Source organism: Dyadobacter fanqingshengii, assembly GCF_023822005.2.
GTDB lineage: Bacteria > Bacteroidota > Bacteroidia > Cytophagales > Spirosomataceae > Dyadobacter > Dyadobacter fanqingshengii.
The window spans coordinates 3,242,456-3,267,217 of the sequence record NZ_CP098806.1; the positions used below are offsets into that span (position 1 = coordinate 3,242,456).

General features: G+C 45.7%; 22 protein-coding genes. 8 read left to right on the forward strand and 14 right to left on the reverse strand.

All coding sequences use genetic code 11. The features are described 5' to 3' along the window. Position 1 precedes the first annotated feature (1 nt). The 3 genes from NFI81_RS13535 to queG form a co-directional block, all read right to left on the reverse strand. Positions 2 to 3,094 carry a SusC/RagA family TonB-linked outer membrane protein gene (locus NFI81_RS13535; RefSeq protein WP_234611917.1) on the reverse strand — a complete coding sequence of 1,031 codons (3,093 nt, stop codon included), beginning with the start codon at positions 3,092 to 3,094 and terminating at the stop codon, positions 2 to 4. Positions 3,095 to 3,473: 379 nt separating this feature from the next. Next, positions 3,474 to 3,887 carry a DUF1761 domain-containing protein gene (locus tag NFI81_RS13540; protein WP_234611916.1) on the reverse strand — a complete coding sequence of 138 codons (414 nt, stop codon included), beginning with the start codon at positions 3,885 to 3,887 and terminating at the stop codon, positions 3,474 to 3,476. Positions 3,888 to 4,017: 130 nt separating this feature from the next. Beyond that, a complete protein-coding gene (gene queG / locus NFI81_RS13545) occupies positions 4,018 to 4,965 on the reverse strand; it encodes a tRNA epoxyqueuosine(34) reductase QueG (RefSeq protein ID WP_234611915.1) in 948 nt (315 codons plus the stop codon). A gap of 112 nt (positions 4,966 to 5,077) precedes the next feature. On the opposite strand from queG, the gene NFI81_RS13550 reads away from it, so the two are divergent. The 3 genes from NFI81_RS13550 (at position 5,078) to NFI81_RS13560 (ending at position 8,190) form a co-directional block, all read left to right on the forward strand. Next, positions 5,078 to 5,713 (forward strand): nucleotide exchange factor GrpE, encoded by a 636-nt coding sequence (locus tag NFI81_RS13550; protein ID WP_234611914.1) that lies wholly within the window; start codon positions 5,078 to 5,080, stop codon positions 5,711 to 5,713. Positions 5,714 to 5,727: 14 nt separating this feature from the next. After that, the gene (dnaJ, locus tag NFI81_RS13555) at positions 5,728 to 6,891 is read left to right on the forward strand and encodes a molecular chaperone DnaJ (protein WP_234611913.1); all 1,164 of its coding nucleotides are present in this window, start codon (positions 5,728 to 5,730) and stop codon (positions 6,889 to 6,891) included. A 120-nt stretch (positions 6,892 to 7,011) separates the two neighbouring features. Beyond that, complete coding sequence (locus NFI81_RS13560) at positions 7,012 to 8,190, forward strand: endonuclease/exonuclease/phosphatase family protein (RefSeq protein WP_234611912.1); 1,179 nt, start codon at positions 7,012 to 7,014, stop codon at positions 8,188 to 8,190. Positions 8,191 to 8,281: 91 nt separating this feature from the next. On the opposite strand, the gene NFI81_RS13565 is transcribed toward NFI81_RS13560, so the two are convergent. The 8 genes from NFI81_RS13565 to NFI81_RS13600 all read right to left on the reverse strand — a co-directional run bounded on the left by NFI81_RS13565 (position 8,282) and on the right by NFI81_RS13600 (position 17,904). Continuing rightward, on the reverse strand, positions 8,282 to 11,254 hold the full coding sequence (locus tag NFI81_RS13565; RefSeq protein WP_234611911.1) for a glycosyltransferase family 117 protein: 2,973 nt from the start codon (positions 11,252 to 11,254) through the stop codon (positions 8,282 to 8,284). Positions 11,255 to 11,410: 156 nt separating this feature from the next. Further along, positions 11,411 to 12,736, reverse strand: a complete 1,326-nt coding sequence (locus NFI81_RS13570; protein ID WP_234611910.1) for an ABC transporter permease — start codon at positions 12,734 to 12,736, stop codon at positions 11,411 to 11,413. Positions 12,737 to 12,769: 33 nt separating this feature from the next. Next, positions 12,770 to 13,684 carry an ABC transporter ATP-binding protein gene (locus tag NFI81_RS13575; RefSeq protein WP_234611909.1) on the reverse strand — a complete coding sequence of 305 codons (915 nt, stop codon included), beginning with the start codon at positions 13,682 to 13,684 and terminating at the stop codon, positions 12,770 to 12,772. 177 nt (positions 13,685 to 13,861) lie between these two features. Then, positions 13,862 to 14,296 (reverse strand): hypothetical protein, encoded by a 435-nt coding sequence (locus tag NFI81_RS13580; RefSeq protein ID WP_234611908.1) that lies wholly within the window; start codon positions 14,294 to 14,296, stop codon positions 13,862 to 13,864. 131 nt (positions 14,297 to 14,427) lie between these two features. After that, positions 14,428 to 14,832 carry a hypothetical protein gene (locus NFI81_RS13585; RefSeq protein ID WP_234611907.1) on the reverse strand — a complete coding sequence of 135 codons (405 nt, stop codon included), beginning with the start codon at positions 14,830 to 14,832 and terminating at the stop codon, positions 14,428 to 14,430. A gap of 30 nt (positions 14,833 to 14,862) precedes the next feature. Next, positions 14,863 to 16,089, reverse strand: a complete 1,227-nt coding sequence (locus NFI81_RS13590; RefSeq protein WP_234611906.1) for an alanine dehydrogenase — start codon at positions 16,087 to 16,089, stop codon at positions 14,863 to 14,865. A gap of 40 nt (positions 16,090 to 16,129) precedes the next feature. Then, positions 16,130 to 16,561, reverse strand: a complete 432-nt coding sequence (gene tsaE, locus NFI81_RS13595; RefSeq protein WP_234611905.1) for a tRNA (adenosine(37)-N6)-threonylcarbamoyltransferase complex ATPase subunit type 1 TsaE — start codon at positions 16,559 to 16,561, stop codon at positions 16,130 to 16,132. A gap of 56 nt (positions 16,562 to 16,617) precedes the next feature. After that, a complete protein-coding gene (locus tag NFI81_RS13600) occupies positions 16,618 to 17,904 on the reverse strand; it encodes a Gfo/Idh/MocA family protein (protein WP_234611904.1) in 1,287 nt (428 codons plus the stop codon). A 192-nt stretch (positions 17,905 to 18,096) separates the two neighbouring features. On the opposite strand from NFI81_RS13600, the gene NFI81_RS13605 reads away from it, so the two are divergent. Continuing rightward, positions 18,097 to 19,050: a sugar phosphate isomerase/epimerase family protein gene (locus NFI81_RS13605; protein WP_234611903.1), complete on the forward strand. Its 954-nt coding sequence runs from the start codon at positions 18,097 to 18,099 to the stop codon at positions 19,048 to 19,050. A 22-nt stretch (positions 19,051 to 19,072) separates the two neighbouring features. Next, entirely contained in the window at positions 19,073 to 21,166 is a 2,094-nt protein-coding gene (locus tag NFI81_RS13610) for a pyrroloquinoline quinone-dependent dehydrogenase (protein WP_234611902.1), read from the forward strand. Between the two features lie 9 nt (positions 21,167 to 21,175). Here the strand turns inward: NFI81_RS13610 and NFI81_RS13615 are convergent, their stop codons facing one another. Beyond that, a complete protein-coding gene (locus NFI81_RS13615) occupies positions 21,176 to 21,568 on the reverse strand; it encodes a type II toxin-antitoxin system VapC family toxin (RefSeq protein WP_234611901.1) in 393 nt (130 codons plus the stop codon). Positions 21,569 to 21,571: 3 nt separating this feature from the next. After that, positions 21,572 to 21,772, reverse strand: a complete 201-nt coding sequence (locus tag NFI81_RS13620; RefSeq protein WP_234611900.1) for a hypothetical protein — start codon at positions 21,770 to 21,772, stop codon at positions 21,572 to 21,574. A 139-nt stretch (positions 21,773 to 21,911) separates the two neighbouring features. On the opposite strand from NFI81_RS13620, the gene NFI81_RS13625 reads away from it, so the two are divergent. Beyond that, positions 21,912 to 22,949, forward strand: a complete 1,038-nt coding sequence (locus tag NFI81_RS13625; protein ID WP_234611899.1) for a Gfo/Idh/MocA family oxidoreductase — start codon at positions 21,912 to 21,914, stop codon at positions 22,947 to 22,949. Between the two features lie 74 nt (positions 22,950 to 23,023). Here NFI81_RS13625 and NFI81_RS13630 read toward each other — a convergent pair whose 3' ends face one another. Next, the gene (locus NFI81_RS13630) at positions 23,024 to 23,389 is read right to left on the reverse strand and encodes a T9SS type A sorting domain-containing protein (protein WP_234611898.1); all 366 of its coding nucleotides are present in this window, start codon (positions 23,387 to 23,389) and stop codon (positions 23,024 to 23,026) included. A gap of 415 nt (positions 23,390 to 23,804) precedes the next feature. Between NFI81_RS13630 and NFI81_RS13635 the strand changes: the two genes are divergently transcribed. Then, on the forward strand, positions 23,805 to 24,353 hold the full coding sequence (locus NFI81_RS13635) for an RNA polymerase sigma factor (protein ID WP_234611897.1): 549 nt from the start codon (positions 23,805 to 23,807) through the stop codon (positions 24,351 to 24,353). Between the two features lie 11 nt (positions 24,354 to 24,364). Next, entirely contained in the window at positions 24,365 to 24,733 is a 369-nt protein-coding gene (locus NFI81_RS13640; RefSeq protein ID WP_234611896.1) for a poly-gamma-glutamate biosynthesis protein PgsC/CapC, read from the forward strand. The last annotated feature ends 29 nt before the right edge of the window (positions 24,734 to 24,762 follow it).

Consider the following 24,762-nt stretch of genomic DNA (forward strand, 5'->3'; position numbering starts at 1 on the left):
ATTAGAATGTCAAATTAAGACTTACACCCAATGAGCGCGTGGATGGCATCGAGAACGATTCCAAACCAACAGTTGTATTGGCCGATCCCGCAACCAGCTCAGGGTCAAAACCTTTTGCCTTGTTCATCAGGAAGAACAGGTTACGACCCACGATGGAAAGTGAAGCTCCCTGGAAAGGCGATTTCGCCAGCACGCTCGCAGGAATGCTATAACCCAGCGTAGCTTCTCTTAGCCTGATGTTGGAAGCACTGTATGTAAAAGCCTCACCGATTGGTGTGTTACGACCACCGACAAATTTCCAGTAAGCCTCCGCAGTTGTTGAAACTGTATTCGCACTTCCGTCAGTCTGTACGCCTTCTACAACCATTCCGTCACGTCCGGCGAGTGTTTCTTCTGTTACACCGTCCGCATAGATTACGGCGTTGGTAAATGAAGTAACCACTCCACCGATTCTTCCGCTGATCAGGAAGCTTAAATTAAAGCCCTTATAGCTGAAACGGTTTGTAACACCGCCAGTCCAGCTTGGACGCGAAGTGCCTAATGGAACCGTTGTGCTGGCCGTTACAAGGGGAATACCATTGGCTCCCACCTTGATGCGTCCCTGGTCGTCTCTTTGAAAGCCCCGGCTGTAAATCTGACCAAGTGCTTTTCCTTCTTCCGCACGAACGAAGTTCATAAAGTCGGAGGCGAGGGGAAGTGTGGCAACCCTGTCGGACAACTTCACCACTTCATTCACATTCCTAGCATAATTCAGATCAAGGTTCCAGGAAAAACTTTCCGTTTTGATCGGCGCCACATTGAATGTCACTTCGATACCGCTGTTTTTCACATCACCCGCATTAATGTATTCAAAGCTCCATCCCGATGCACGAGATAGTGGAACCTGGAACAATTGGTTTTTGGAATTGCTGCTATATAATGTAACATCAAAACCGATTCTGTTTTGAAGGAATTTCGCTTCCAAACCAATTTCCCGCGCTGTTGTTAATTCCGGCTTCAAGCTAGGGAACGGCTTAATGTTATCCCTGACGATATAACCGGTATTTCCTCCCGCCACGTAAGAGTAAGTTTGCGCTAAAAGATATGGGCTTGCATCATTACCCGTTAACGCATAGCTTCCTCTGATCTTGGCAAAAGAAATGGCTTGCGGAAGGTTGAACAAGCTGCTCAAAACCGCAGCAGCGCCAACGGATGGGAAAAAGTAAGATTGGTTTTCCGTGGGCAATGTGGATGACCAGTCATTTCTGGCAGACGCAGAAAGCGTCAATGCATCTCTCCAGATCAAATCCGCTGATGCAAATACGCCTTGCTTGCGGGTTTGTGTAACGGTCCTGTTGGTGACAGAGTTTCTGGCATTGGTTGTTACAAACAAATTATCGCGGTTCAACCCGTTATTCAGGGTTTGGTGATTGACATAATCGCGTTGTAATATGTTACCACCCACCGTTGCATCCAGTTTAAAGTTTTCACTAAACTGCTTGCTTACCAGGGCAAACAAATCAAGGTTCAATTCCGAATTGTCTCTCCAGTTGGTCTGGTAATCCCCGAAATCTGCGATCGTGTATGTGTTGGTATACCATTTACCTTCAAACTTATCGATATACTTATCATATCCGGCGCGGCCCATTACAGTCAACCACGGAGTGGCTTTGTAATTAAGAGAGGTAAATCCGTAAATCCGGTCGCGGTTATCAAGCGCAAGGACGCGGTTTTTGATCCAGTAAGGGTTTTGACCACCATTAGAACCCGGGTTCCAGTAATTTTGCAGCGTCTTTCCGGTTGCCGGATCTACATATTCGAAATCCTTGGCCTGGTCTAAGGAAATGCTTCTTGGAAGACGCAGAATGTGGCGTTGTAAATTTGCGAACGCTTCTCCCGTTTGCTGTCTGTTTTCAATTTTTTCGCTCAGGTAGGTCACTTTACCATCGAAGCTCAGCTTGCTTGTGATCTGGCTCGACAAACGTAAATTGAAGTTATTCCTGTTCAATTTGTTATTGGACACAACTCCCTTGGCTGATGTATTCGTGTAGGAAAAGTAAGTCTGCACTTTTTCATTGCCGGCTGTCAGAGAAACTGAATTGGCCAGGGATGTTCCTGTTGAATAAAAATCCTTATAGGAATTAGGTTGTGGAGAATATGCATAGGTTTTGCCTTTGTTGTCCGGATCCGGCCCCCAGGCAGCCACTTGCTGTCCGTCCATTTTAGGACCCCAGCTAAATTCGCTGTTGGGCTGAAATTTACCTTCAACACCCTGACCATAAACATTCTGAAATTTTTGCAATTCCATCGCTTGCTCCATTTGGAATGTGCTGCTTATATTCACACCAACTCCTTTTCTCACCGCACCTTTTTTGGTTGTGATCAAAAGAGCGCCGTTCGCAGCGCGGCTTCCGTACAATGCAGTCGCAGACGCTCCTCTCAATACGTTGATCGATTCGATGTCATCCGGGTTAATGCTGGAAAGACCATCGCTGGCGTCGCGGCCACCGTTGGCGTTGCCCGGGCTGAAATTGGAGTTATCAATTGGAACACCATCCACTACGATCAAAGCCTGGTTATTTCCAGTGATAGAACGGTCACCACGCAAAACCACGCGACTCGATCCACCTACGCCGGAGGAAGAACGCACAATGTCCAAACCAGCAACACGCCCCGAAAGCGAATTGGCAACATTCAATTCGCGTGCTTTTGAAAAGTTGTCGGTATTGATCATCTGAGTTGCGTAACTCAGTGTTTTTTGCTCTTTTGAGATCCCCAGGGCCGTTACAACCACTTCACCAAGATTCCGAACATCAGGTTCTAGATTCACATTAACGTTGGAAACCGCCGATGTAACTTCAACCTCTTTGGATGAATAACCTACGGAAGAAATGATGAGCGTTCCTGTTGCTCCCATTGTGATTGTGAATGTCCCCTCCGCATCTGTATTGGTTCCTCGGGTTGTCCCTTTAATGAGGATGTTTGCGCCGGGTATTCCTGCTCCGTTCTCGTCGTTGACCTTCCCGGTAAGCTGCCGGTCCTGGGCCATTGAAACGGAATTAAATAGTGCTGTCACAAGTAGCGTGAGCAGCAGGCATTGTAGACCTCTTTTCATAGGTTAGCTTTGGGTTTATTGAATTTTTATGAAATTTATAATTAATAAAGAACACAAGCAATTTATTTGGCAAAATTTAATTGCACTAAACTAATATTCCGCAATTTTGGATATGCCAACTGATAAAAGTGATGATATTAACAAAGAAAGAAATATTATTTGTCGAAGATACATTTATTAAAATTACCGCAAATTTTCTGCGTGCTCGAAACACAACGTTGTAGGGGCGGTTTCTGAAATTTTGTAAAACTCAAAAATGGGCGGAGTCAAAATAAAATAAATTGAAAAGACCGGGAAGCCTGTATAAGGGTCACCGATCGTAACAATTCGCAGAGAACTAGTATTATTGCAAGATGATTATGTACTTAGCACGAGGTTGCTAGTCATACTTGCGCCATGCGCCGAGGATGGATCCCGTGATTGCGTATACGAGCACACTTACGCCACCATCAATGAAGGATAGCAGCAGCGGACGCATGGAAAACATATCTTTCACAATGGTTTCCAAAAAGACAAAAACCACGCCGAAAAGCAAGCCGGTTAGCATACCAGAAAGTAAAGATCTGACAGGGATCTTAGTAAATACCCACGCCAAAGTATATGCCATAAAAGAAGACGAAACAATGCTGGCAAGATAAGGAACCGGACTCGTCGATCCTTTCATCTGTTCCAATGTAAAGCCGTTCAAAGCCATCCAACGTTCCGAAAATATGGTATACCATAAAGCTGGTATAATCTGACCTAACACCACACATACAAGCACGGCCCAAAGATTGACAGATTGTTTTCTCATTTTTTGAGTGTTTTATTCAGTCATCGGCCCCCCCGGGGCGGGAACTCCCGGGGCGGGTCCCCCGAGGCGGGCCGCAAAGGTGGCCCACCGATTTCAAATATAGGTTGTTTCGGAATTAGTTGTGTTTTTTTTATTTGGAGGATAGAACAAATTCGATATTGCGCTTTAAACCGTCATATTTGGTCCTTTTGATGGGTGACCGGCGGAACAGTTCGCGAAAAACGTCCTCCGTAATTTCCTGCCAATCATTGCTGGTAAAGCCTGCCAGACTTTCAGGTAATGTGAATTCTTTGGTGGTATGCGGCTTTGAAAAACGGTTCCATGGACACACGTCCTGGCAGATGTCGCAACCGAAGATCCAGTTATCAAACTTACCCTGAGCCTCTTGCGGAATGGCTTCCTTTAATTCAATGGTGTAATAGCTGATACATTTACTGCCGTCGACCACAAATGGTTCGGTGATGGCGTCCGTCGGACAAGCATCGAGGCAGCGCGTGCATGTTCCGCAGTAATCCTGAACGGCGCCGTCATAGGCGAGATCCAGGTCACAAATGATTTCTCCGATAAAGAAAAAGCTGCCCATGTCGCGGTTGAGCAGGTTAGAATGCTTTCCTACCCAGCCCAGGCCACTTTTCGCAGCCCAAACTTTATCCATAACCGGTGCAGAATCCACGAAAATCCTGCCACTCACCTCCCCGATCTCGTCCTGAACGGCCTGTAAAAGTGCGCCCAGTTTTTCTTTCAGAACATAATGGTAATCCGTTCCGTAAGCGTATTTGGATAGTTTTAAATCGTCGGGACTTTCGGGAAGTTTGTTTTCGGGATAATAATTAAGGAGAACGGAAATGACACTTTTAGCGCCGTCTACGAGCTTTCGCGGGTCGAGGCGTTTGTCAAAATGATTGGCCATGTAGCCCATTGCGCCGTGATTGTTCTTATTCAGCCAGTTCTCAAGACGGGGCGCTTCTTCTTCTAGAAAATCCGCTTTGGAAATACCACAGAAGTCAAAACCATTTTCAAGTGCTTTGGCTTTGATAAACTGACTCCGCTGCTGCCTTACAAGATCTTCTGCCGTCATACTGCAAAGTTACGAATTGATTGTAAAATGCCATCTTGTCAGTATTTTAGGCGTGGCAAAATAATTTAGGTATAAAAAGGTTGATTAAAACAACACAATATCATTAAGAATTATGCCTGAAAATACCGAATCCAACATAGATCAAGACAAAATTTACGAAATGAACGAGGAACAAGCGTCAGTGGATGCTGACAAGTTAGACAACGACGAGGCGATCGGAACAAATACAGTGCCTTTGGACAATGCAGGCCAGGAGATAAAAAATGACGCGCCTTCCGGAGAATCGTCGGTTGAAAAAGATCCTATTGAAGAAGCCAGGATTGAACTCGCTGAGTTGAAAGACAAATACATTCGTCTTTACGCCGATTTTGAAAACTTCCGCAGACGGACTGCAAAAGAAAAGCTGGAAATGATTTCCGGTGCCAGCGCTGATATGGTTAAGGCCATCCTGCCTATCGTTGACGACTTCGAGCGTGCAAAAGTATCATTTGAATCTTCAACAGAGATCGACGCGCTGAAAGAAGGCGTTGATCTGATATATACCAAACTTTCTAAAACGCTAGAAGCCAAAGGACTTAAACCGATGGAATCCAAAGGCGAAACATTTGATGCAGAGCTTCACGAATCGATTGCGCAGTTCCCTGCACCCTCGGAAGATCTCAAAGGAAAAGTGATCGATGAGATCGAAAAAGGGTATTTTCTTAACGACAAAGTGATACGTTACGCGAAAGTGATCGTAGGAGCTTAATTTCAGCAACAAAAATGGCAAAGAAAAGAGATTACTACGAAGTCCTTGGCGTAGATCGCGGCGCTGCGGCAGAAGACATTAAGAAGGCTTATCGTAAGCTGGCAATTAAGTTTCACCCGGATAAAAATCCGGACGATCCTACTGCGGAAGATAAATTCAAAGAAGCTGCGGAGGCTTACAGCATTCTCAGCGATGATAACAAACGCGCGCGGTATGATCAGTTTGGTCATGCAGGTGTAGGCGGTGCAGGCGCGGGAGCTGGCGGTTTTAGCGGCGGCGGCGGATTCACCATGGATGACATTTTCTCTCAGTTTGGTGATATTTTTGGAGAAAGCAACCCATTTGGTGACATATTCGGACGTGCCGGTGGCGGTGGCCGTCGGGTTCGCAAAGGTTCTGATCTGCGGATCAAGCTCAAATTGAACCTCGAAGAGGTTGCGAATGGCGTTGAGAAAAAAATAAAAGTAAAAAGACACGTGACCTGCAACACTTGCGGTGGCAATGGTGCTAAAAACGGAACCTCGCTGACAAACTGTAATTCGTGTAACGGAACAGGTCAAGTACGGAAAGTGGTAAGCACAATGCTAGGCCAGATGGTTTCGACAAGCACTTGTCCTACTTGTAACGGTGACGGCAAGATCATCAGCGAACGTTGCGATTCATGTGCAGGAGAAGGACGTTTGTTGCAGGATGACCTGATCACATTGAACATTCCGGGTGGCGTTGCCGAAGGAATGCAGTTGTCGATGTCGGGAAAAGGCAATGTGCCTACACGCGGTGGTGTAGCGGGCGATCTTTTGATAGTGATCGAAGAGGAAGAAGATGCGAATCTGAAAAGGGATGGTAACAACATTGTTTTCGATATGCACCTGAGCTTCATTGACGCCACTTTGGGAACTTCTGTTGAAATCCCTACCATTGACGGCAAGGCCAGGATCAACATTGAACAAGGCACGCAGGCCGGCAAAATTCTGCGGCTGAAAGGTAAAGGGATTAAGGATCTCAACGGTTACGGAAAAGGTGATCAGTTGGTTCATATTAATGTATGGACGCCGCAGCAGCTTTCATCGGATGAGCGTGAAACATTGGAATCGCTTCGTCATTCGCCTAATTTCCAGCCGAAACCAGGCAAGAATGAAAAAGGTTTTTTTGATAAAATGAAGGATTTCTTTCACTGAGAACCTTTAATAAATCATTAAATAATGGTCAGGCCGTTTCAGCAATGAGGCGGCTTGTTTATTTTGAACCTTAATCCATTAATTTACACGACTTATGCGGTCCAACACAACTGATGATCGATGAAAACGATACTATTATCCATTGCCCTATTACTTTCGCAAATGCTCTTTGCTCAAAATAACACTCCTACTGAACTCACTTTCGCGACTTATAATGTTAGTATGGAGGCGGAAAATTATGTCCCGAAGGGCACGAAAGACATTTCCGAACAAGTGCTGATCAAAGAGCTGGCAAGTGGAACAAACCCGCAAATCCGCAACATTGCCCGGATCATTAAAACAGTGCGGCCGGATGTGATCTTATTGAATGAGTTTGACTATATCGCCGATCCGCAGCAAGGGGTTGTGCAATTTGTAAAAGCTTATCTGAATGTTGATTCGGACGGCGCAAAAGCGATTGATTATCCTTATTACTACTACGCAACGTCCAACACCGGACAGCCGAGCCCTTATGATCTGGATAATAATGGAAAGGCGGAGCGCTTTGGAGCGGATGCATGGGGATTCGGCCTTTATCCAGGCCAATATGGAATGGCACTTTTATCAAAATATCCGATTGACGCCGATCAGGTGCGCACTTTTCAGCATTTTAAATGGAAGGATATGCCTGGCGCTTTACTAACGAAAAAGCCGGACAATACAGATTGGTATGCACCCGAAGCCTGGCAGCAATTTCCGCTTTCTTCCAAATCGCACTGGGACATTCCAATCAAATTTGGTGCAAAGACGATCCATTTTCTGGCGAGCCATCCTACGCCGCCCAGCTTTGACGGTGCTGAGGACCGGAACGGAAAGCGTAATCACGACGAAATCCGGTTTTGGAATGACTATATCAGCGGCGAGCAGGGTGCTTACATTTACGATGATAAGGGCAAGCGGGGTTCATTACCTGCGGACGCAAGTTTCGTAATTTTAGGTGATCAAAATGCTTCGCCTGATGAAGGAAATGCCATTGGTGAAGGAATAAAATCGCTGCTGGCACATGCAAAAATCAACAATGATGCGGCGCCAGCCAGCAAAGGCGGTCCGGAACATTCCAGCAGCAACCCATTTGCCAAGAACCACACAGCAGTATGGCGTATGCGTGCCGATTACGTGCTCCCTTCACGGGCTGGATTGAAAGTTCTTGACAGCGGCGTTTTCTGGCCAGCAAAAGGCGAGCCGCTGGCTGAATTGGTTGAGAAGCGGGAATCCAGTTCGGATCACCGGTTGGTTTGGGTGAAGGTTGGGTTGGATTAATCCCCCTTGTCACCCTGAGCGTAGCCGAAGGGGCGTTATTACCTAGGTGATAACGCCCCTTCGGCTACGCTCAGGGTGACAGGAGACTGGGTTACTGTCCGCCGTACATATTAAACGCTGCCAGATGCTTCTGGAAAATGGCTTCGTACTTCTTGGCTATGGCTTCTTGTTTGGCTTCGCGGCATTCCTGAACGATGATTTGCATGATGTACAGATATACATTGCTGTCACGGCGTTTGGTGGTCCCGTTGTCTTTGGCCCATGTTAACACTTCATCTGCGCGGGTAGCCATTGTTTCTGCTATTTCCAATGCCTTTTTAGTTTCTCCCAAATCGAACAATGGCCCTATAAAGTTTGCGGAAAACTGATCGTATGGAATGCTTTTGTCAGGCATTGTCGCCAAAGATTTTTCAATCGCTTTCTTAGCTTCATCCTTCTTGCCGTCTGCGATGAGCTGACCTGTCAAACGAAGGAATGCGATGCGCGCTGTGGCAACCGGTGAACCCAAGTATGTGTTATCATAGTAAGTGTTTGGATTATCAAGCTCGCGCCAGAACATCTTGTTCATCAGGTTGTTATACATTACATCCGTGTTCACGTAACCGTCGCTGGCACCTGGCACTTTTACTGGAAGCAGGCGGTAAGCATATCCTTCCAGCTGCATGTATTCTTTCAAATTTAGGTAACTTGAACCCCCTAATGTAGAAGAGAAGTAAATCGGCCTGGCCCAGTCGTTTGTGGCGATAATATCCAGCATGATCAGGTCTGATTTGTATAAATCACCCTTTCCAATCGTCCAGCTGATGGAGTCGCTTACGAATGGGATCAGGTCGCTTTTGATAATGTTCATTTTCTTCACTGCCTCAGCATTCACAGGCAGGAAAAGAACGGATGACGGCAAAATCGAAGTCATATCACCACTGGTAAGCGGCACCTGAATGGCCTTGTTTTCTTGTTTTACCAATCCAAGATATTCCTTCAAATTGATTCCCGCTTTTACGCTCGGGATCTCATAGAAAGGCACAATGTCGTTTTTACCAAAAGCATAATTGTTCTTATCCAAAGAAATCGGAAGCGCTTCTGATAAATACGTTTTGCGCTTCATTTGGTCAATATACCAGTCGGTTCCCAGCAAGCTTAGGTTGCAAACACGAACGTCCGTCCGGAAGCCTTCCACTTCCTGAACGTACCATAATGGGAATGTATCATTATCACCGCCGGTGAACAGGATCGCGTTCGGTGCGCAGGAATTCAATAGGTTTTTGGCAAAATCAACGGAATGGAATCTGTTATCGCGATTGTGGTTATCCCAGCCTTTTACACCCATAATAACAGGCACAACCAGGCAAACTGCCGTAGCTGCTCCGGCACGCGTCGTGGCGCTTTTCACAAATTTGCTTAATGCATCGGCGACGGAAATCACCCCAAAGCCAATCCAGATACAGAAAATGTAGAATGATCCAACATAAATATAATCCCGCTCACGTGGCTCCGTCGGCGGCGAGTTGAGGTAAACAACGAGTGCTACGCCTGTTAATACAAACAATAATCCCAGGACAAGCAGATCTCGTTTTTGTCTGAAATAAACCACCACGATCCCAAGTAACCCCAGAATAAATGGCAGCATAAAATAGTTATCATGCGCCTTGTTATTGGCAATTGGTGCGGGATATTTTTTACCTGCATCCCACGGAAGCATGTTTCCAGCCCCTTCCTCATCACTTTCACGCCCAACGAAATTCCAGAGGAAATAACGCCAATACATATGTCCGATCTGATACGAGAACATAAAAGACAGGTTGTTACCCATCGTCGGCTTCTGGCCTTCTGCCAAGCCAGTCATTTGCTGGTATAGCTGCGGGTGACCCGACTGGGTGCTGTACATACGAGGCAACAACATGCTGCTTCCCGGTTCGTACTCATACTCAGGACGATAGTCATAAATGGCATATTTACCATCCTGCTTGCGATACATAGGCGCACCGCGTTTCTGGCTTACCGGACGCGATACAAATGATGGTCCGTAAAGCAGAGGACGACTGCCATATTGCTCCCTTTTCAGGTAAGAAACGAAGCTTAGCACGTCATTAGGATTGTTTTCATTGATCGGCGGATTGTACTCGGCCCGCACAAGCACCATGAGATAACTCGCATAACCGATCAAAACAAAAGCCAGGGAAAGAAGGCCTGTATTAAGGAGCACATTGGCTTTTTTGTGAGAATAACGAATCCCCCAAATAATGGCGCCAATGAAAATAATGATAAAGAATATAACACCGGATTTGTAAGGAAGTCCCAGTGAGTTAACGAAGAAGATCTCAAATTTACCTGCAACACTCGGCAAACCGGGAATGATACCGGAGTTGATAATGGCCAGAATTACAAGCCCGCCAGCAAATGCAAGAATGCCTCCGAAAACGCTGACCTTGGGATATTTTTTGAAATAATAAACCAATGCTAAGGCGGGAATAGTTACCAGATTCAGCAAATGGACGCCTATGGAAAGTCCAACCAGGTAAGCGATAAAGATCAGCCAGCGGTTTTCAGCAGCCGGATCGTCGACACGTTCCCATTTGAAAACGGCCCAGATCACGATGGCCGTAAAGAATGATGACATCCCGTAAACCTCTGCTTCAACGGCCGAAAACCAGAATGAATCGGACCACGTATAAGCAAGTGAACCCACAATTCCTGCACCCATTAACAGGATGATGTCGCCTGATGTAAGGTCAGCATCGGATTTGGCTATCAGCTTGCGTGCCAGCAATGTAATGGTCCAGAACAGGAAAAGAATTGTAAAAGCGCTGCTCAGCACCGAAACCATGTTGACCCAGTAAGCGACGTTGCTGAGGTCGCCGAATGCCAACAGTGAAAAAATGCGCCCTATTAACAGGAAAAAAGGTGCTCCCGGAGGGTGTGGCACCTGTAATTTGAAAGCACAAGCAATAAATTCTCCGCAATCCCAAAAACTGGCAGTTCGTTCAACTGTAAGCGTATATGTGATTAATGCGATTGCGAAAACAATCCAACCCGTAAGGTTGTTGGAACGGTTGAAACGGGTCATTTGATAGACAGTAAATTTAAAAATGTTATGGACAAAATGCGCAAAGACGGTGACCCGCTATGAGCAGTTTTATCAACGGTCGGCCAAAATTAGCAAAATTACCTCAACAGCAAGATTTTCCTTCTCTTAAAAAGTGTTAAAGCCAGGAAAACGCTTTTACTTGTAAAAGATCCATTTGGCCAGCTCTTTATAACTTACTTTTTTACCGTACATGAGAATTCCAACGCGGTAAATCCTGGCTGCGAGCCAGGTTGTGCCCATAAAACCGAGCACGAGAAGCACCATAGAAAGTGCGATTTCCCAGGCCGGAACGCCAAATGGAATCCGCACCATCATAATGATCGGGGATGTAAAAGGAATGATGGAAGTCCAGAAAGCCAATGTGCCATCGGGATCGCGGAGGACGAATTGGGCGAAAACGAAGGAGAAAATAATGGGTAATGTGATAGGCAGCATAAATTGCTGGGTATCGGCATCATTGTCCACTGCGGCACCGACCGCCCCGAAAAGTGCGCTGTAAAGCAGGTAACCTCCCAGATAATAGAACAAAAAGCAGCCCAGGATTAATGGAAGATTAAGACTGCTCACGGCGCCTAAAACTTCCGCGATCGGATTTTCGACATTCCCGCCCGGCATGCTGGAAGCGGGCATTCCATTCTGCATTTTCTGCATTTCCTGGGCAACCTTGGGAGATTGCTGGGACATTTTATTGCTTAAAATAGCCGAAGTGGCGCTTGTTAATGCAGTCGTGAGTAAAATCCAGAGCACGAACTGCGTCAATCCGACCAACGCCACGCCAATGATTTTCCCCAACATTAAATGAAAGGGCTTTACCGAAGAAATGATGACTTCTACAATGCGACTCGTTTTTTCCTCCGTTATACCTCGCATCACTTGGGTACCGTAAATAAAAACAGACATATAAATGAGGAATGCACAAATGCCGCCAATCACCGTTGCCGCACCGGAACTGCTGGTTTTTTCACCTTCTTCGCTCAGACTAATGGTTTCTGAATTGACATTGACCCGCGAATCTTCCAGAATTTTGTGCGTGATGCCTGCTTCTCCAAGTTTAATGTCTTCGATTTCTTTTTCAATAACCTTTTCAATTTCCGATTTCAGGTCCATACTCACATTCTTGGCTGCATAGATGCGGACGCTTTTGGGTTCCTTGATGACATTTTTTGGAATGTATACCAATGCATTTGCGTCACTGCCTTTAAAATCCGCCTTGGCCGAATCCAGCGAAGAGGTCAGATAATCGAATTTCAATGTTTCGCTATCCTTAAACTCATTTTTGAATAAACCGCTTTCGTCCAGCACCTGAACCGTTTTGGTATCAACAGAACCGATAGCCACCCAAATAACAACCGCGTAAAAACCGACGAACAGCAATGGCCCGAGCAGTGTCATGATCAGAAATGACTTCTTTTTTACCCTTACCAGATATTCTCTTCTGATTACCAAAAATATATTGCGCATTGTGGAAAGATTTAAATGTAGGGTTGGCTTGAACTATGCTTCGGGAACTTCGTTAACAGAACGCATGAAAATATCGCTCATACTCGGAATGTTCTCCCCGAACGACCGGATCTCTGCTTTGGGCAGTAGATCCCGGAGCAAATCATTCGGACTTGCACTTTCTCCCAAATGAATGTTGGTGCGCCTGAAACCATTTTCGAGTTCTTTTTCAGGAGTAAGCGTGTAAAGATCTTCCAGTCCGCTCAGATCTCCCTTATACTCAACAAAATAGGTGTGGGTTTTGAATTGTTCCTTAATCAGCTTTTTGGGGCCGTCAAGCACTTTTTTGGCCTTGTGTATCAATGCAATGTTATCGCAGAGCTCTTCCACCGTTTCCATTCTATGCGTTGAAAAAATGATCGTGCTGCCTTTTTGTTTTAATTCCAAAATTTCATCGCGGATCAGGTTGGCATTAATCGGGTCGAAACCTGAAAATGGCTCGTCCAGAATGATCAAATCTGGTTCGTGGAGCACTGTTGAAACGAATTGCACCTTTTGCTGCATTCCTTTCGACAGATCGGAAACGCTTTTATCCCACCAGGTTTTAATGTCAAATTTGATAAACCATGTTTTCAGTTTGTCCATCGCCTGTTTTTGCGATAAGCCTTTCAGCTGCGCCAGGTAAAGCAATTGCTCCCCCACTTTCATCTTTTTATACAGCCCCCGCTCCTCCGGCAAATAACCAATGCGCGAAATGTGGCTTTGATTCAAATGCTGTCCGTCAAACAAAATTTCGCCCTTGTCCGGCCCCGTAATCTGGTTAATGATCCGGATCAGCGACGTTTTTCCCGCACCATTAGGACCCAGCAAGCCGAAAATACAGCCTTTCGGGATATTAATACTGACATCGTCCAGTGCAATGTGATTGGAATACTCCTTGGTAACATTCCTTACTTCTATGATATTCATATTTACAGAAACCTTCGGTGACATTAGGCGTACGCTTCGCAGCCAAAAGTGCAAAGGTTTTTGTGGCCGGATTAAAGTTACAGTATGAGCGTATAAAATCGGGTGATTAGTGGTAAAATAAAAAAAGCGGGCGGATTACCGCTCGCTTCAATTTTGAAAGTATTTGAAAAATGCTTCTTACATATATTTTTCGCGGATTTGAAATAAAACCCAAAATCCGATTACGCCGCTAATGAGTGCGCCGAGAATGCTGAGCTGGATAAGATTGCTGACCAAACCAATCAGCAAAGCGTAGTAAAGCAGATTCCAGCCCTGGCGCTTGCGGGCACGTAACGGGGAGAACGCGAGCACATACATGATGAGGGTGATGACGCCGAGAGCAATGCCCAGGTAAAAATTAAAGCCGATGCCAGTTGAAACTGCGCCCAGCCCTAATGCTGCCCCGCCAATGCCTAATGCTGTAAGTAAGCCAAAGATCCCGATAATGGACAGCACGAGCATGAAATAAGGGCCATACTGAACCAAAAATTCTTTGACTGAATCTGAAAACGGGGGAAATTTTCCTAAAAAGATTGGCTCCAATTCCTTTTCCAAAGGTAAGTTTGATTGCATAAAGAGGGACGTTTAGCTGAATATCAATTAATTAATCACTAAAACTAGAAAGAAAACTTTACAACCCATCTAACCTAATTCGCAACCGTGCCGAATGTTTATTTTTCGGTTTTCGGCATTCTGGTGGCACGTTAGTCCTCTGGATAAGGCACAAAAACGAAGCCTGAAAAGTCGCCGATCAATGCAAAAAGGCAACAGAATTCGTCAGCATTTTTGTAATTCTCTGTAAACATTAAAACAGATTCCTCACCGATCAGCTTCCTATCCACAAACTCCTGCATAAAACTGGCGCGATATGCGTAGTTGTTCGCTAATTCAGTTCTATCAATCAGTAATGCGCCCAGTTCCAGATCATTATTAGTGATGATAAAGATCGGATGATCCGAAAAACCGCGCTTACGGATCTGGTAAGATGCTTCTTTAAGCTGATCCGCCACTTTGATAAAATCCTGCGATATATAACCCATCAACTTCTGGTTCAACTCGGGTGAGTTGGCGTCATCCATCAGGGTATTCTCGTTACTGTTATTGATCATAATTATTTTAAATTAAAAACGCCGGCGCAATTACATCCGCGCAGCCAGCAACAATGTCAAATCCTTATACCGCATGTTAAAACTTCTTGCGATATGCGAGTTGGTCAATGTTCCTTTGTGACAATACACTCCTTTCATAAACCAACGATTGGCATAAATCATTTCCTCGATGCCGCCGATTGTGCCTGTTTGTAATAGAAACGGCAAAAATACATTGCTGAGCGCCGTGCTGGCTGTATGCGCCACACGCGAGGGAATGTTGGGCACGCAATAATGGATCACATCATTGAATTTAAATGTCGGGTGCTTATGCGTGGTCATGCGGGAAGTCTCGAAAGACCCGCCCTGGTCAATACTGACGTCAATAATGACGGAGCCTGGCTTCATTTGGGACACCATTTCTTTGGTGACAACCAATGGGCTGATGCCGTTTTCAGCACGCATGGTGCCAATGACGACGTCGGCCCGGGCGATGGCCTCAGCCAATGTATCCGAATCAATGATAGATGTGTAAAGATTCTGGCCTATGGCGTATTTTAATCGTTGTAACCTATATATATGTTTGTCAAAAACCTTGATATCCGCTCCGACACTAATAGCGGCCCGCGTTGCGTATTCTGCAACCGTCCCTGCCCCCAGTATCACGATTTTGGTGGGGGGAACACCCGTTATACCGCCCAGGATAATGCCTCTGCCACCATTAGGCGTTGACAAATATTCCGCTGCAATAAGTAAAACGGTGCTTCCCGCAATTTCGCCCATAGCACGGATTATGGGCTTCCCTCCTACTTTATCTTCAATCAGTTCGTAACCTATACCAGTGATTTTCAGCTCATTAAGACGCTCAAAATACTTCTTTTCCAAGGCTGGCAGATTCATTGCGGAAATCAATGTCGTGCCGGATTTAATGTAGCGAAACTCTTCTTCCACCAGCGGTTCCACTTTCAGGATGACATTGGCCTGATACACTTCCTTAGCACTTTGCACAATCACTGCGCCGGCTTCGCTATACTCGTGGTCTGAGAGGTTTCCGCCTTTGCCTGCATCTTTTTCAACCCAAACTTCATGTCCGTTGCGAACAAGGATTTTTACGGCATCCGGCGTAAGCGCAATCCGGTTTTCCTGCAAAGAAACTTCACGGGGCAAGCCAATGTGCAACGAGTTCTGATCCTTCCGGACGGCCATCAGGGATTCCTGCGGATACAATGCCGACTGCTTGGCAAGCTCTTCAAAACCGGTAATCTGAGGTTGTGGCATTGATAGCAAAAATGAATGTGAAACAAATTGATTATGACCTCTATACCCTGGTTGCTTCTAATATTCTCTTGCCACTTTCATCTGCTTCCATGTGGATCAGCAGATAATGCATTGGCCATAAGGATTCTATTTTTCCCGGCCATTCGACAAAGCAAAAATGCCCGGAATCGAAATATTCTTCCACGCCCATATCGAGCGCTTCGGTTTCATCCTTAATCCTGTAAAAATCAAAATGATAGACCAATTTATCACCGGCGTCATATTCATTGACCAGTGAAAATGTGGGGCTTTGAACGTGTGAGCGGACGCCCAGCTTTTCGCAGAGCGCTTTGATGAGGGTTGTTTTGCCTGCGCCCATATGGCCTTCAAATAACCATACGGGAATGTCCTTGCCTATGTGCAGCAGATCAGCAGAGACTGCTTCCAGTTCCTCTAATTCACTAAAACGCATGACAGCAGACTCTCCAAACATGTTACAAAAATACACATTTTGGAAAAACTCGTGACATTAAATGATAGACTGTTGTCCTAAACCTTCCACTCGGCCTTCATGTCGCGGCCCAGGAGTTGGTTTGCCTCCTTATCTTTTTTAAACTCTTCCTTTTTAGGATTCCATTTTAATGAACGCTGCAGGCGGTACGCGATATTCCCAAGATTACAAATGGAAGCCGTCCTATGCCCTACTTCCACATCGCAGATCGGCGGTTTTCTGGTGCGGATCGCATTCAGGAAATCTTTGTAATGGTTGTCGCTTACGTACACTTTGTAATCATCTTGGTTAAACACTTTGTCTTTGAGCGTTTCCGGCGTCGTCCGCAATTCGCCTCTTGCTACAAAAACTTCCCCATCCGAGCCCACAAAATGGCAATGCTGTTTTCCTTCCATGGGCCGGTGGATCACTTCCACGCGGTTGGCGTATTTGTAAACCAGTCCTTTTGTCGGCTCTGAATAAATAAGCTCCACGGGCCCGCTATCGTCCATACCCAATCCCCATTGCGCAATGTCGAACATATGTGCGCCCCAGTCGGTCATGCCGCCGCCGCCAAATTCAATGTAATCCCGCCATTTGGGCCAGAATGTGGCATTCATGGCGGGCGCCAGCTCATTGTTATATGGTCTGCTCATGGCATTTGGGCCCATCCAGAGGTCCCAGTTCAAGCCATCGGGTTTGGTTTCTTCTTTCAAATCCCAAACTTTAGGAGGTCCGCCAACATTGACAAAAACCTGCTTTACCGTCCCGATGGCGCCGCTTCTCACCAGTTGCGCTGCCTGGGTAAATTCCTTGGAGGAACGCTGCATGCTGCCGGTCTGGAACACGCGGTTGTGTTTCCGGGTGGCATCCACCATCGCCCTTCCTTCTTTTACGGTTAGCGAAAGGGGTTTTTCACAATAAATATCTTTTCCCGCCTCAGCAGCCCGTACAGCCATGGAAGCGTGCCAATGATCCGGCGCTGCAATGATCACAGCGTCAATGTCTTTGCGGGAAAGCAACTCGCGAAAGTCCTCGATCCCGACGGCTGATTTATAATTGCTTTGAGCCGCCTTTTCAGCATACCATTTATTGACGTTTGTAACAAAACTCTCTCTTTTCACCGCATACACGTCCGAAGCAGCAACAATCTGCGTTTCCATGGTGTCCAGGAACCGGTTGCGCAAGCCGCCGCTTTGGCGTCCGCAGCCAATGAAGCCTAATGCAATTTTATCGCTTGGCGCCAGGTAACCTTTTCCTAAAACATGCCTAGGAACGATCATAAATGACGATATCACCGCCCCAGCTTTCAGAAAATCCCTGCGATTCAAAGTATTGATTTCCATATTATTTAGAAGTTGAGTCCTGATATTTCAAAAGAAAAAAGAGAATATTTCTACTAGCAAGAATCTTTTTATCAACATCCATTTGCCCCAGGTTTAAACCCGGGGCAAAGTATTTATTACTGATTTAGTAAAAAATCAATGTTTGAAACTTATCATCCTTGAGTTTTCAATTGGAAATAAATCCTGATCCCCATGTCTCAAAATATATCCCGACGCAATTTTCTCATCAACAGCGCATTAGCAGGTGCTGTTGCTCCTGTTATGGCAAATAATGCTTTTGCAGCAGGCAGTAATGCAGCGGCGGACGTCCCCAAAATCAATATTTTCTCCAAACACCTGCATTTCCTGAATTACACGGACATGGCGGATGCAGCCAAAGAACTCGGCTTCGACGGCATTGATCTTACCGTGCGTCCAAAGGGCCATGTGTTGCCTGAAAATGTTGAAACGGACTTGCCCAAAGCAGCAGAAGCGATGAAAAAGGCCGGTTTTACGCCATTAATGTTTTGCACGGCGGTGGAAGATGCAGCCAATCCGGTTGATAAAAAATTGTTGGAAACGGCTTCGAAGCTTGGTTTCAAGTATTACCGCATGAACTGGTATAAATACAACGAGCAGCAAACCATTCCGCAACTTTTGGACCAATACAAGGATAAAATGGCTGGTTTGGGGCAGCTTAACAACCAATTGGGACTGACGGGCTGTTATCAAAACCACGCGGGACGGCTTGTCGGCGCTAGTATGTTTGAGATCTGGCAAATTTTGCAAAAAGCCGATCCCAAAAGCATGGGCGCCCAATATGACATCCGGCACGCCACATTGGAAGGCGGGCTTTCGTGGCAAACAGGCTTTAACCTCATCAGGCCGAGCATTAAGACCATTGTGCTGAAAGATTTCATGTGGGAGAAAACCAATGGAAAATGGGGGCCCAAAAGCGTTCCGCTGGGAGAAGGCATGGTGGATTTCAAAACTTACTTCAAATTACTGAAAGACAATAAGGTAGATGTGCCGATCTGCCTGCACTTGGAATATCCTTTAGGCGGTGCGGATCAAGGCGCCGACAAAATTACGGTGGACAAAAAAGTTGTTTTTGATGCGATGAGACGTGATTTGAAAAGGGCAAAAGAACTATGGCAGGAAGCATGAACATGAAATGCAGCCCGTCACTATGAAACGTCTGATCCTGCTTTCGCTGGTTTTCCTGGCGGTTACCGGCTTTGTGCTCGCGCAGTTATTAAATGATACAGATTGGCCGGAATATAACGGAAACGGCGAACGAAGCCACTTTTCAGCCCTTAATCAGATTAATAAGGATAATGTTGCGCAGCTGAAAGTTGCGTGGACATATGCTTCCGGTGGGGCGGATACTGCGCGAAACCGCAGCCAGATGCAATGTAACCCTATCATTATCAATGGAATTCTCTATGGCGTTTCTGCATCCATTCAGGCGTTTGCAGTTGAAGCAGCGACTGGAAAGGAAATCTGGAAAAGCAATCTGCCGGATGTTGCCGGAACGCTGAGTCGCGGTGTAACTTACTGGTCTGACAATCAAAGCAAACGCATTTTTTTTGGCGCTGCAAACTGGCTTTATGCTTTGGATGCAACGACTGGAAAGCTGATTGATTCTTTTGGGGATCATGGAAAAATTAATCTAAAAACGGGCATTGAACGGCCCGGCTCTGATGATTTTATTTCTTCCAACACACCGAACACCATTTACAAAAACCTGATCATTGTCGGCGGCAGGGTTGCAGAAAATGAAACTGCGCTGCTAGGCGATGTACGGGCTTATGATACGGTTACGGGCAAGCTCGTTTGGACATTTCACACCATTCCTGACAAAGGTGAATTTGGCTATAACACGTGGTTAGCGCAGCCAGCAAGACAAAAATTCGGCGGCGCCAATGCCTGGGCTGGAATGGCCATTGACCGGAAACGTGGCATTGTTTACATCCCAACAGGCTCCGCGGCTTTTGATTTTTGGGGCGGCAACAGGCCCGGCGATAATCTTTTTGCAAACTGCCTCATCGCATTGGACGCCACAACCGGCAAGCGACTCTGGCATTTCCAGCTCGTCCACCACGACATCTGGGACCGCGATCCGCCGTGCCCACCCAATTTGGTGACACTTAACATTAATGGAAAGCAAGTGGACGCCGTTGTCCAGATCACGAAACAAGGCTATATTTTCGTTTTCGACCGCGTTACGGGCAAACCATTGTTTCCTATTAAAGAAACCGCCTTTCAAACGGATGCCATGGAAGGTGAAAAACCAAGCAAAACGCAGCCCATTCCAACATTACCACTGCCATTTACCCGCCAGACTTTCGGTGCAAAAGACTTTAATTCATTCGTCGCTAACCGCGATTCACTTGAAGGACTGCTTAAAAAAGCAAGGTTCGGAACTGCATATATTCCCATAACAGGTGATATGACCATTTTTTATCCCGGAACAGACGGCGGCGCGCAATGGGGCGGAGCCGCGACGGATCCAGATGGCATCATGTACATTCCGGCCAAAGAAATTCCGGTTTACACCACATTGAAGAAAAAGGAAGTGCTGAGCGACCATGCAGTTAACGGCAGCAAATTATATCAATTAAACTGCGCGGCTTGTCACGGCGCTGACAAAACCGGAAATCACGACGGCTCCTACCCTTCGCTTGTGAATATTGAAAAACGGTTAACGAAAGAACAGATCACAACCATTCTGCAAAAAGGAAAAGGAATGATGCCTTCCTTTTCACACATTTCAGATGCGGAGAAAAATTTGATCATTGATTTTTTGCTAAATAAAAATACTGATCAAAAGGTCGTCAGCACTAACAACGGACAAGTTCCTTACCATAACACGGGTTATAACCGCTGGTATGACAAAAACGGTTACCCAGTAAGTCAACCGCCATGGGGAACGCTTACCGCTGTGGATCTGAACACTGGTCAACGCCGCTGGCAAGTGCCGTTGGGCGAATACAAAGGATTGACAGACAAAGGAATCCCACCAACCGGAACCGATAATTACGGCGGCCCGCTCGTGACGTCGAGCGGCTTACTCTTTATCGCCGCCAGCCGCGACGAGAAGATCCGGGCATTTGATAAAAGAACCGGAAAAATCCTTTGGACCGCCACATTACCAGCCGCAGGTTACGCCTCGGCCAGCACCTATTCAGTGAACGGCAAGCAATTCATCGTCATAGCCTGCGGAGGCGGAAAGCTGAATACGAAGTCCGGTGACAAATATGTGGCGTTCGCACTGCCGTAGCACCAAACCTTAGTTCCATAGAATAGGGACAAGGTTTTGATACAATGCGAATTTTTTGTCTTGTGTAATAATGGTAAGCCGTTCGGCGATGGCCTGCGCAATGATCATTCTGTCAAAGGGATCAGCATGTAGCAAGGGAAGCTGTTCCAGCACATCGTAATGTTCGTTATCAAATGACAGGGAATGAAAGGAATTTCTCATCGCCATCCTGCGAAACTCTGAAATGGGCACACTCAAATCCAGTTTACCCAAACCTTTTTTGATAGCCATTTCCCAATAGGTTGCATGGCTGACAAACAAACTTGTAGAAGCAGAATTTAATTCGAGAATTACTTGGTGGGAAAGTTTTTGATCGTTGTCTGAATGCCAAAGTAAAATGTGTGTGTCAATTAAGTAATTCATGTGCTAGTGTGGGAATCCGGGTGGAATAATTTCATCGAAATCGTCTGAAATGTGGCTAACCATGCCTTTGCCCCAACCTGGTTTCCTCGAACCGGAATCCAGATCGGTCGCATTAAGGAGATTATTGACCATATCTATCAACTTATCATCTTCTGTGCTGATGATTTTTCCGATAATATCCTTTTTCTTTTCCTCCGTTGTCATGGCAGTTTCATTTTGTCGTAGTCAAATATAATGTCATTAATTCCAAAACTCAAATATCCTGAAAAGTGTTCGGAGTGTCGGGTTCTTGCCCATTTCCCCTCAAAAGTTACCTTTGTTATTATCGTCTAAAAATAAAATTATGGCTTCACGAATTCTTAATGTTGGGTTGATTGGCTTTGGGTTGTCCGGGCGTTACTTTCATTCCCCTTTTCTTAGCACCAATCCGGGTTTCAAGATCAAGACCGTTGTTGAAAGAAGTAAAAACGAAGCGCAGGAATTTGACCCGAACATTGGCAATGCAAGATCCGTTGAGGAGCTTCTGAGCGACGAATCCATTGATTTGGTTTTCATATGCACGCCCAATGAAACGCATTTCCCTTACGCAATGGACGCTCTGGAAAACGGCAAACACGTGGTGATCGAAAAGCCGTTTTCTGCAACCGAAGAAGAAGCACGCCAGCTTGTTGCATTGGCCGAACAAAAAGGATTGATCCTGACAGCCTACCAAAACCGCCGCTGGGATTCTGACTTCTTAACCATTAAAAAACTCATTGCCGAAGACAAACTGGGCGATATAGTCGAATATGAATGCCGCTACGACCGATTCCGGCCAGTGGTTCCAACCGAATCCTGGAAAGAAAAAAGCGTTCCCGTGGGCGGAAACCTTTACAACCTGGGGCCGCATTTGATCGATCAGGCTTTGGTGCTTTTCGGAGAGCCGCTGACTGTAACTGCGGAGATCCGTTCTGTGAGGCCCAATAGTGAAATTGATGACTATTTTGATGTGCGGCTGGGCTATGCGGATAAGCTGGTGATAGTGAAGTCGAGCCTGATGGTTTATGAAAATTTCCTTCGCTATAACCTGCACGGAACGAAAGGATCATTCATCAAAGGTGGCCTGGATCCGCAGGAGGAAACATTACGCAAGAATATCCTGCCAACAGAAAAACCCTGGGGGGTTGAACCGGAAAACCGCTGGGGCAAATTGTATAGTGAGGATTTTACAGGCGTCGTCGAAAGCGAAGCGGGCGACTATGCGCCGTTTTATCAGAATGTGTATGACGCCATTGTCAACGGAGCAGGCCTGGCCGTGAAACCGGCTGAAATTATCCGGACAACGCGGGTCATTGATCTGGCTTTCCAGAGCAGCCGCGAGAAGCAGGTGATGACTTACTAAAAATTTGAAATGCTGATAAAAAAACAAAGGCTGTCACAATGTGACAGCCTCTTTAGCAGGAAGGTTCGTTAATATTATCTAACAACTGCTGTTACCAGACGTTTTGTTTCTGTTGCGATCACAAATGGTTTTGCAGAAGTTTCGCCACCGTTGTTAACGATGAAGCTGTAATTTCCATCAGCAAGGTTCGAAAGATCGAAGATTTTAGAGTAGTTCTCAGATTTCGGAAGCGCAGTGCTGTAAACGATGTCTCCGTTGAAGTCTTTGATAACCAATGAAGATCTTTCTTTCACGCTTTCAAGCGTAAGTTTAAATTTCAATTCGCTGTTTGAAACCAGTTCAATAGAAGCGTTATTTTCTTTGTTTTTGTCTGCGGCGATTGTAAGATTAGCAGCTGATACTCCCAACAGAACTGCGATTGTCAAAATTGTCTTTTTCATTTTTCTGATGTTAATGTTTGTTTGAGTTTACTTTTTGTACTTTTCAGATATTAAACTAACTCGATATTTCAAATCAATCTCAAACTTCTTTTGCACTCGATTCTGTGCTGTTTGATAATGTAAATGTAGGTAACATTATGAATAGAATGCAACAAGCAAATATTCAGCAGGTTAAAGTTCTTTTTGTTGTTATCTAATATTATTAAAATAATCCTATGTTTATAGCAAAAGTGCAACAAGTAGTTTAAAATTTGACACATCAAATACAAAGTCAATTTAACATAACATTTGCACTATTCTAATAATAACCATTCATAAAGAATCCCTCTTAACACACACATAATATCCCGGCAGATTTAAAGTATTTTCGTTTGATGTCCGTCTACCCAGATAATACCAACTTTCAACCTTCACTTTGTCGCAAAAGAGGCCAAATATCATTCAAACTGTCTCATCTTACAGCAAGCAGCTCATGGGCTTTATCCGGCAACGGGTAAATTCGGATGAGGATGCTGAGGATATTTTGCAGGATGTTTGGTTTCAGCTTAGCAGCGTGCCTGAGATTGAAGCTATCGAGCAGATCGGCAGCTGGTTATACCGCGTGGCGCGCAACCGCATCATTGATAAATACCGGAAACAAAAACCCGATTCGCTGGAAGATTATGGCTATGAGGACGAGGAAGGCGAGTTTTATTTCAAAGACATCCTGCTAGCAGATGGCAACACGCCCGAAACGGTGTATATGAAAGACTTATTCTGGGAAGAACTGACCATTGCATTGCAGGAACTTCCCGAAAATCAGCGCCAGGTTTTTATCTGGAACGAACTGGAAGATCAGACCTTTCAGGAGATTGCTGACCGGACCGGAGAAAATATCAAAACACTTATTTCCAGGAAACGTTATGCGGTTCAGCATTTGCGGCAGAGGCTGGAAACATTGTATCAGGAATTTGTAAATTATTAAATTTGTCTATCATGAATCAGCGACATACATACAGGAAGCGCTTTTGGATGTTTCCGATTTTCGGGTTTGCTGCTGCGCTCCTCCTGGGCGCGATTGTCCGTTGGTTATGGAATGCCATTTTACCTGAACTCTTGAATACAAATCCGATATCATACTGGCAGGCCGTCGGCCTGATCGTGTTATGCAGGATCTTATTTGGCAATTTCGGCGGGGGACCGGGCCGGTGGCGCAAACCTGGTTTCGGCGGAGGCCTCCCCGGCGAAGGCGGTCCCGGCTTTGGCCCGTGGAGAAATAAATGGATGGATATGACCGATGAAGACCGGAAAAAGTTTCGGCAGGAAATGCGAAGACGCTGCGGTAAGCCGCCAGAAAATGAATAACAACTTCAAACCCAGCCCATAAAGCTGGG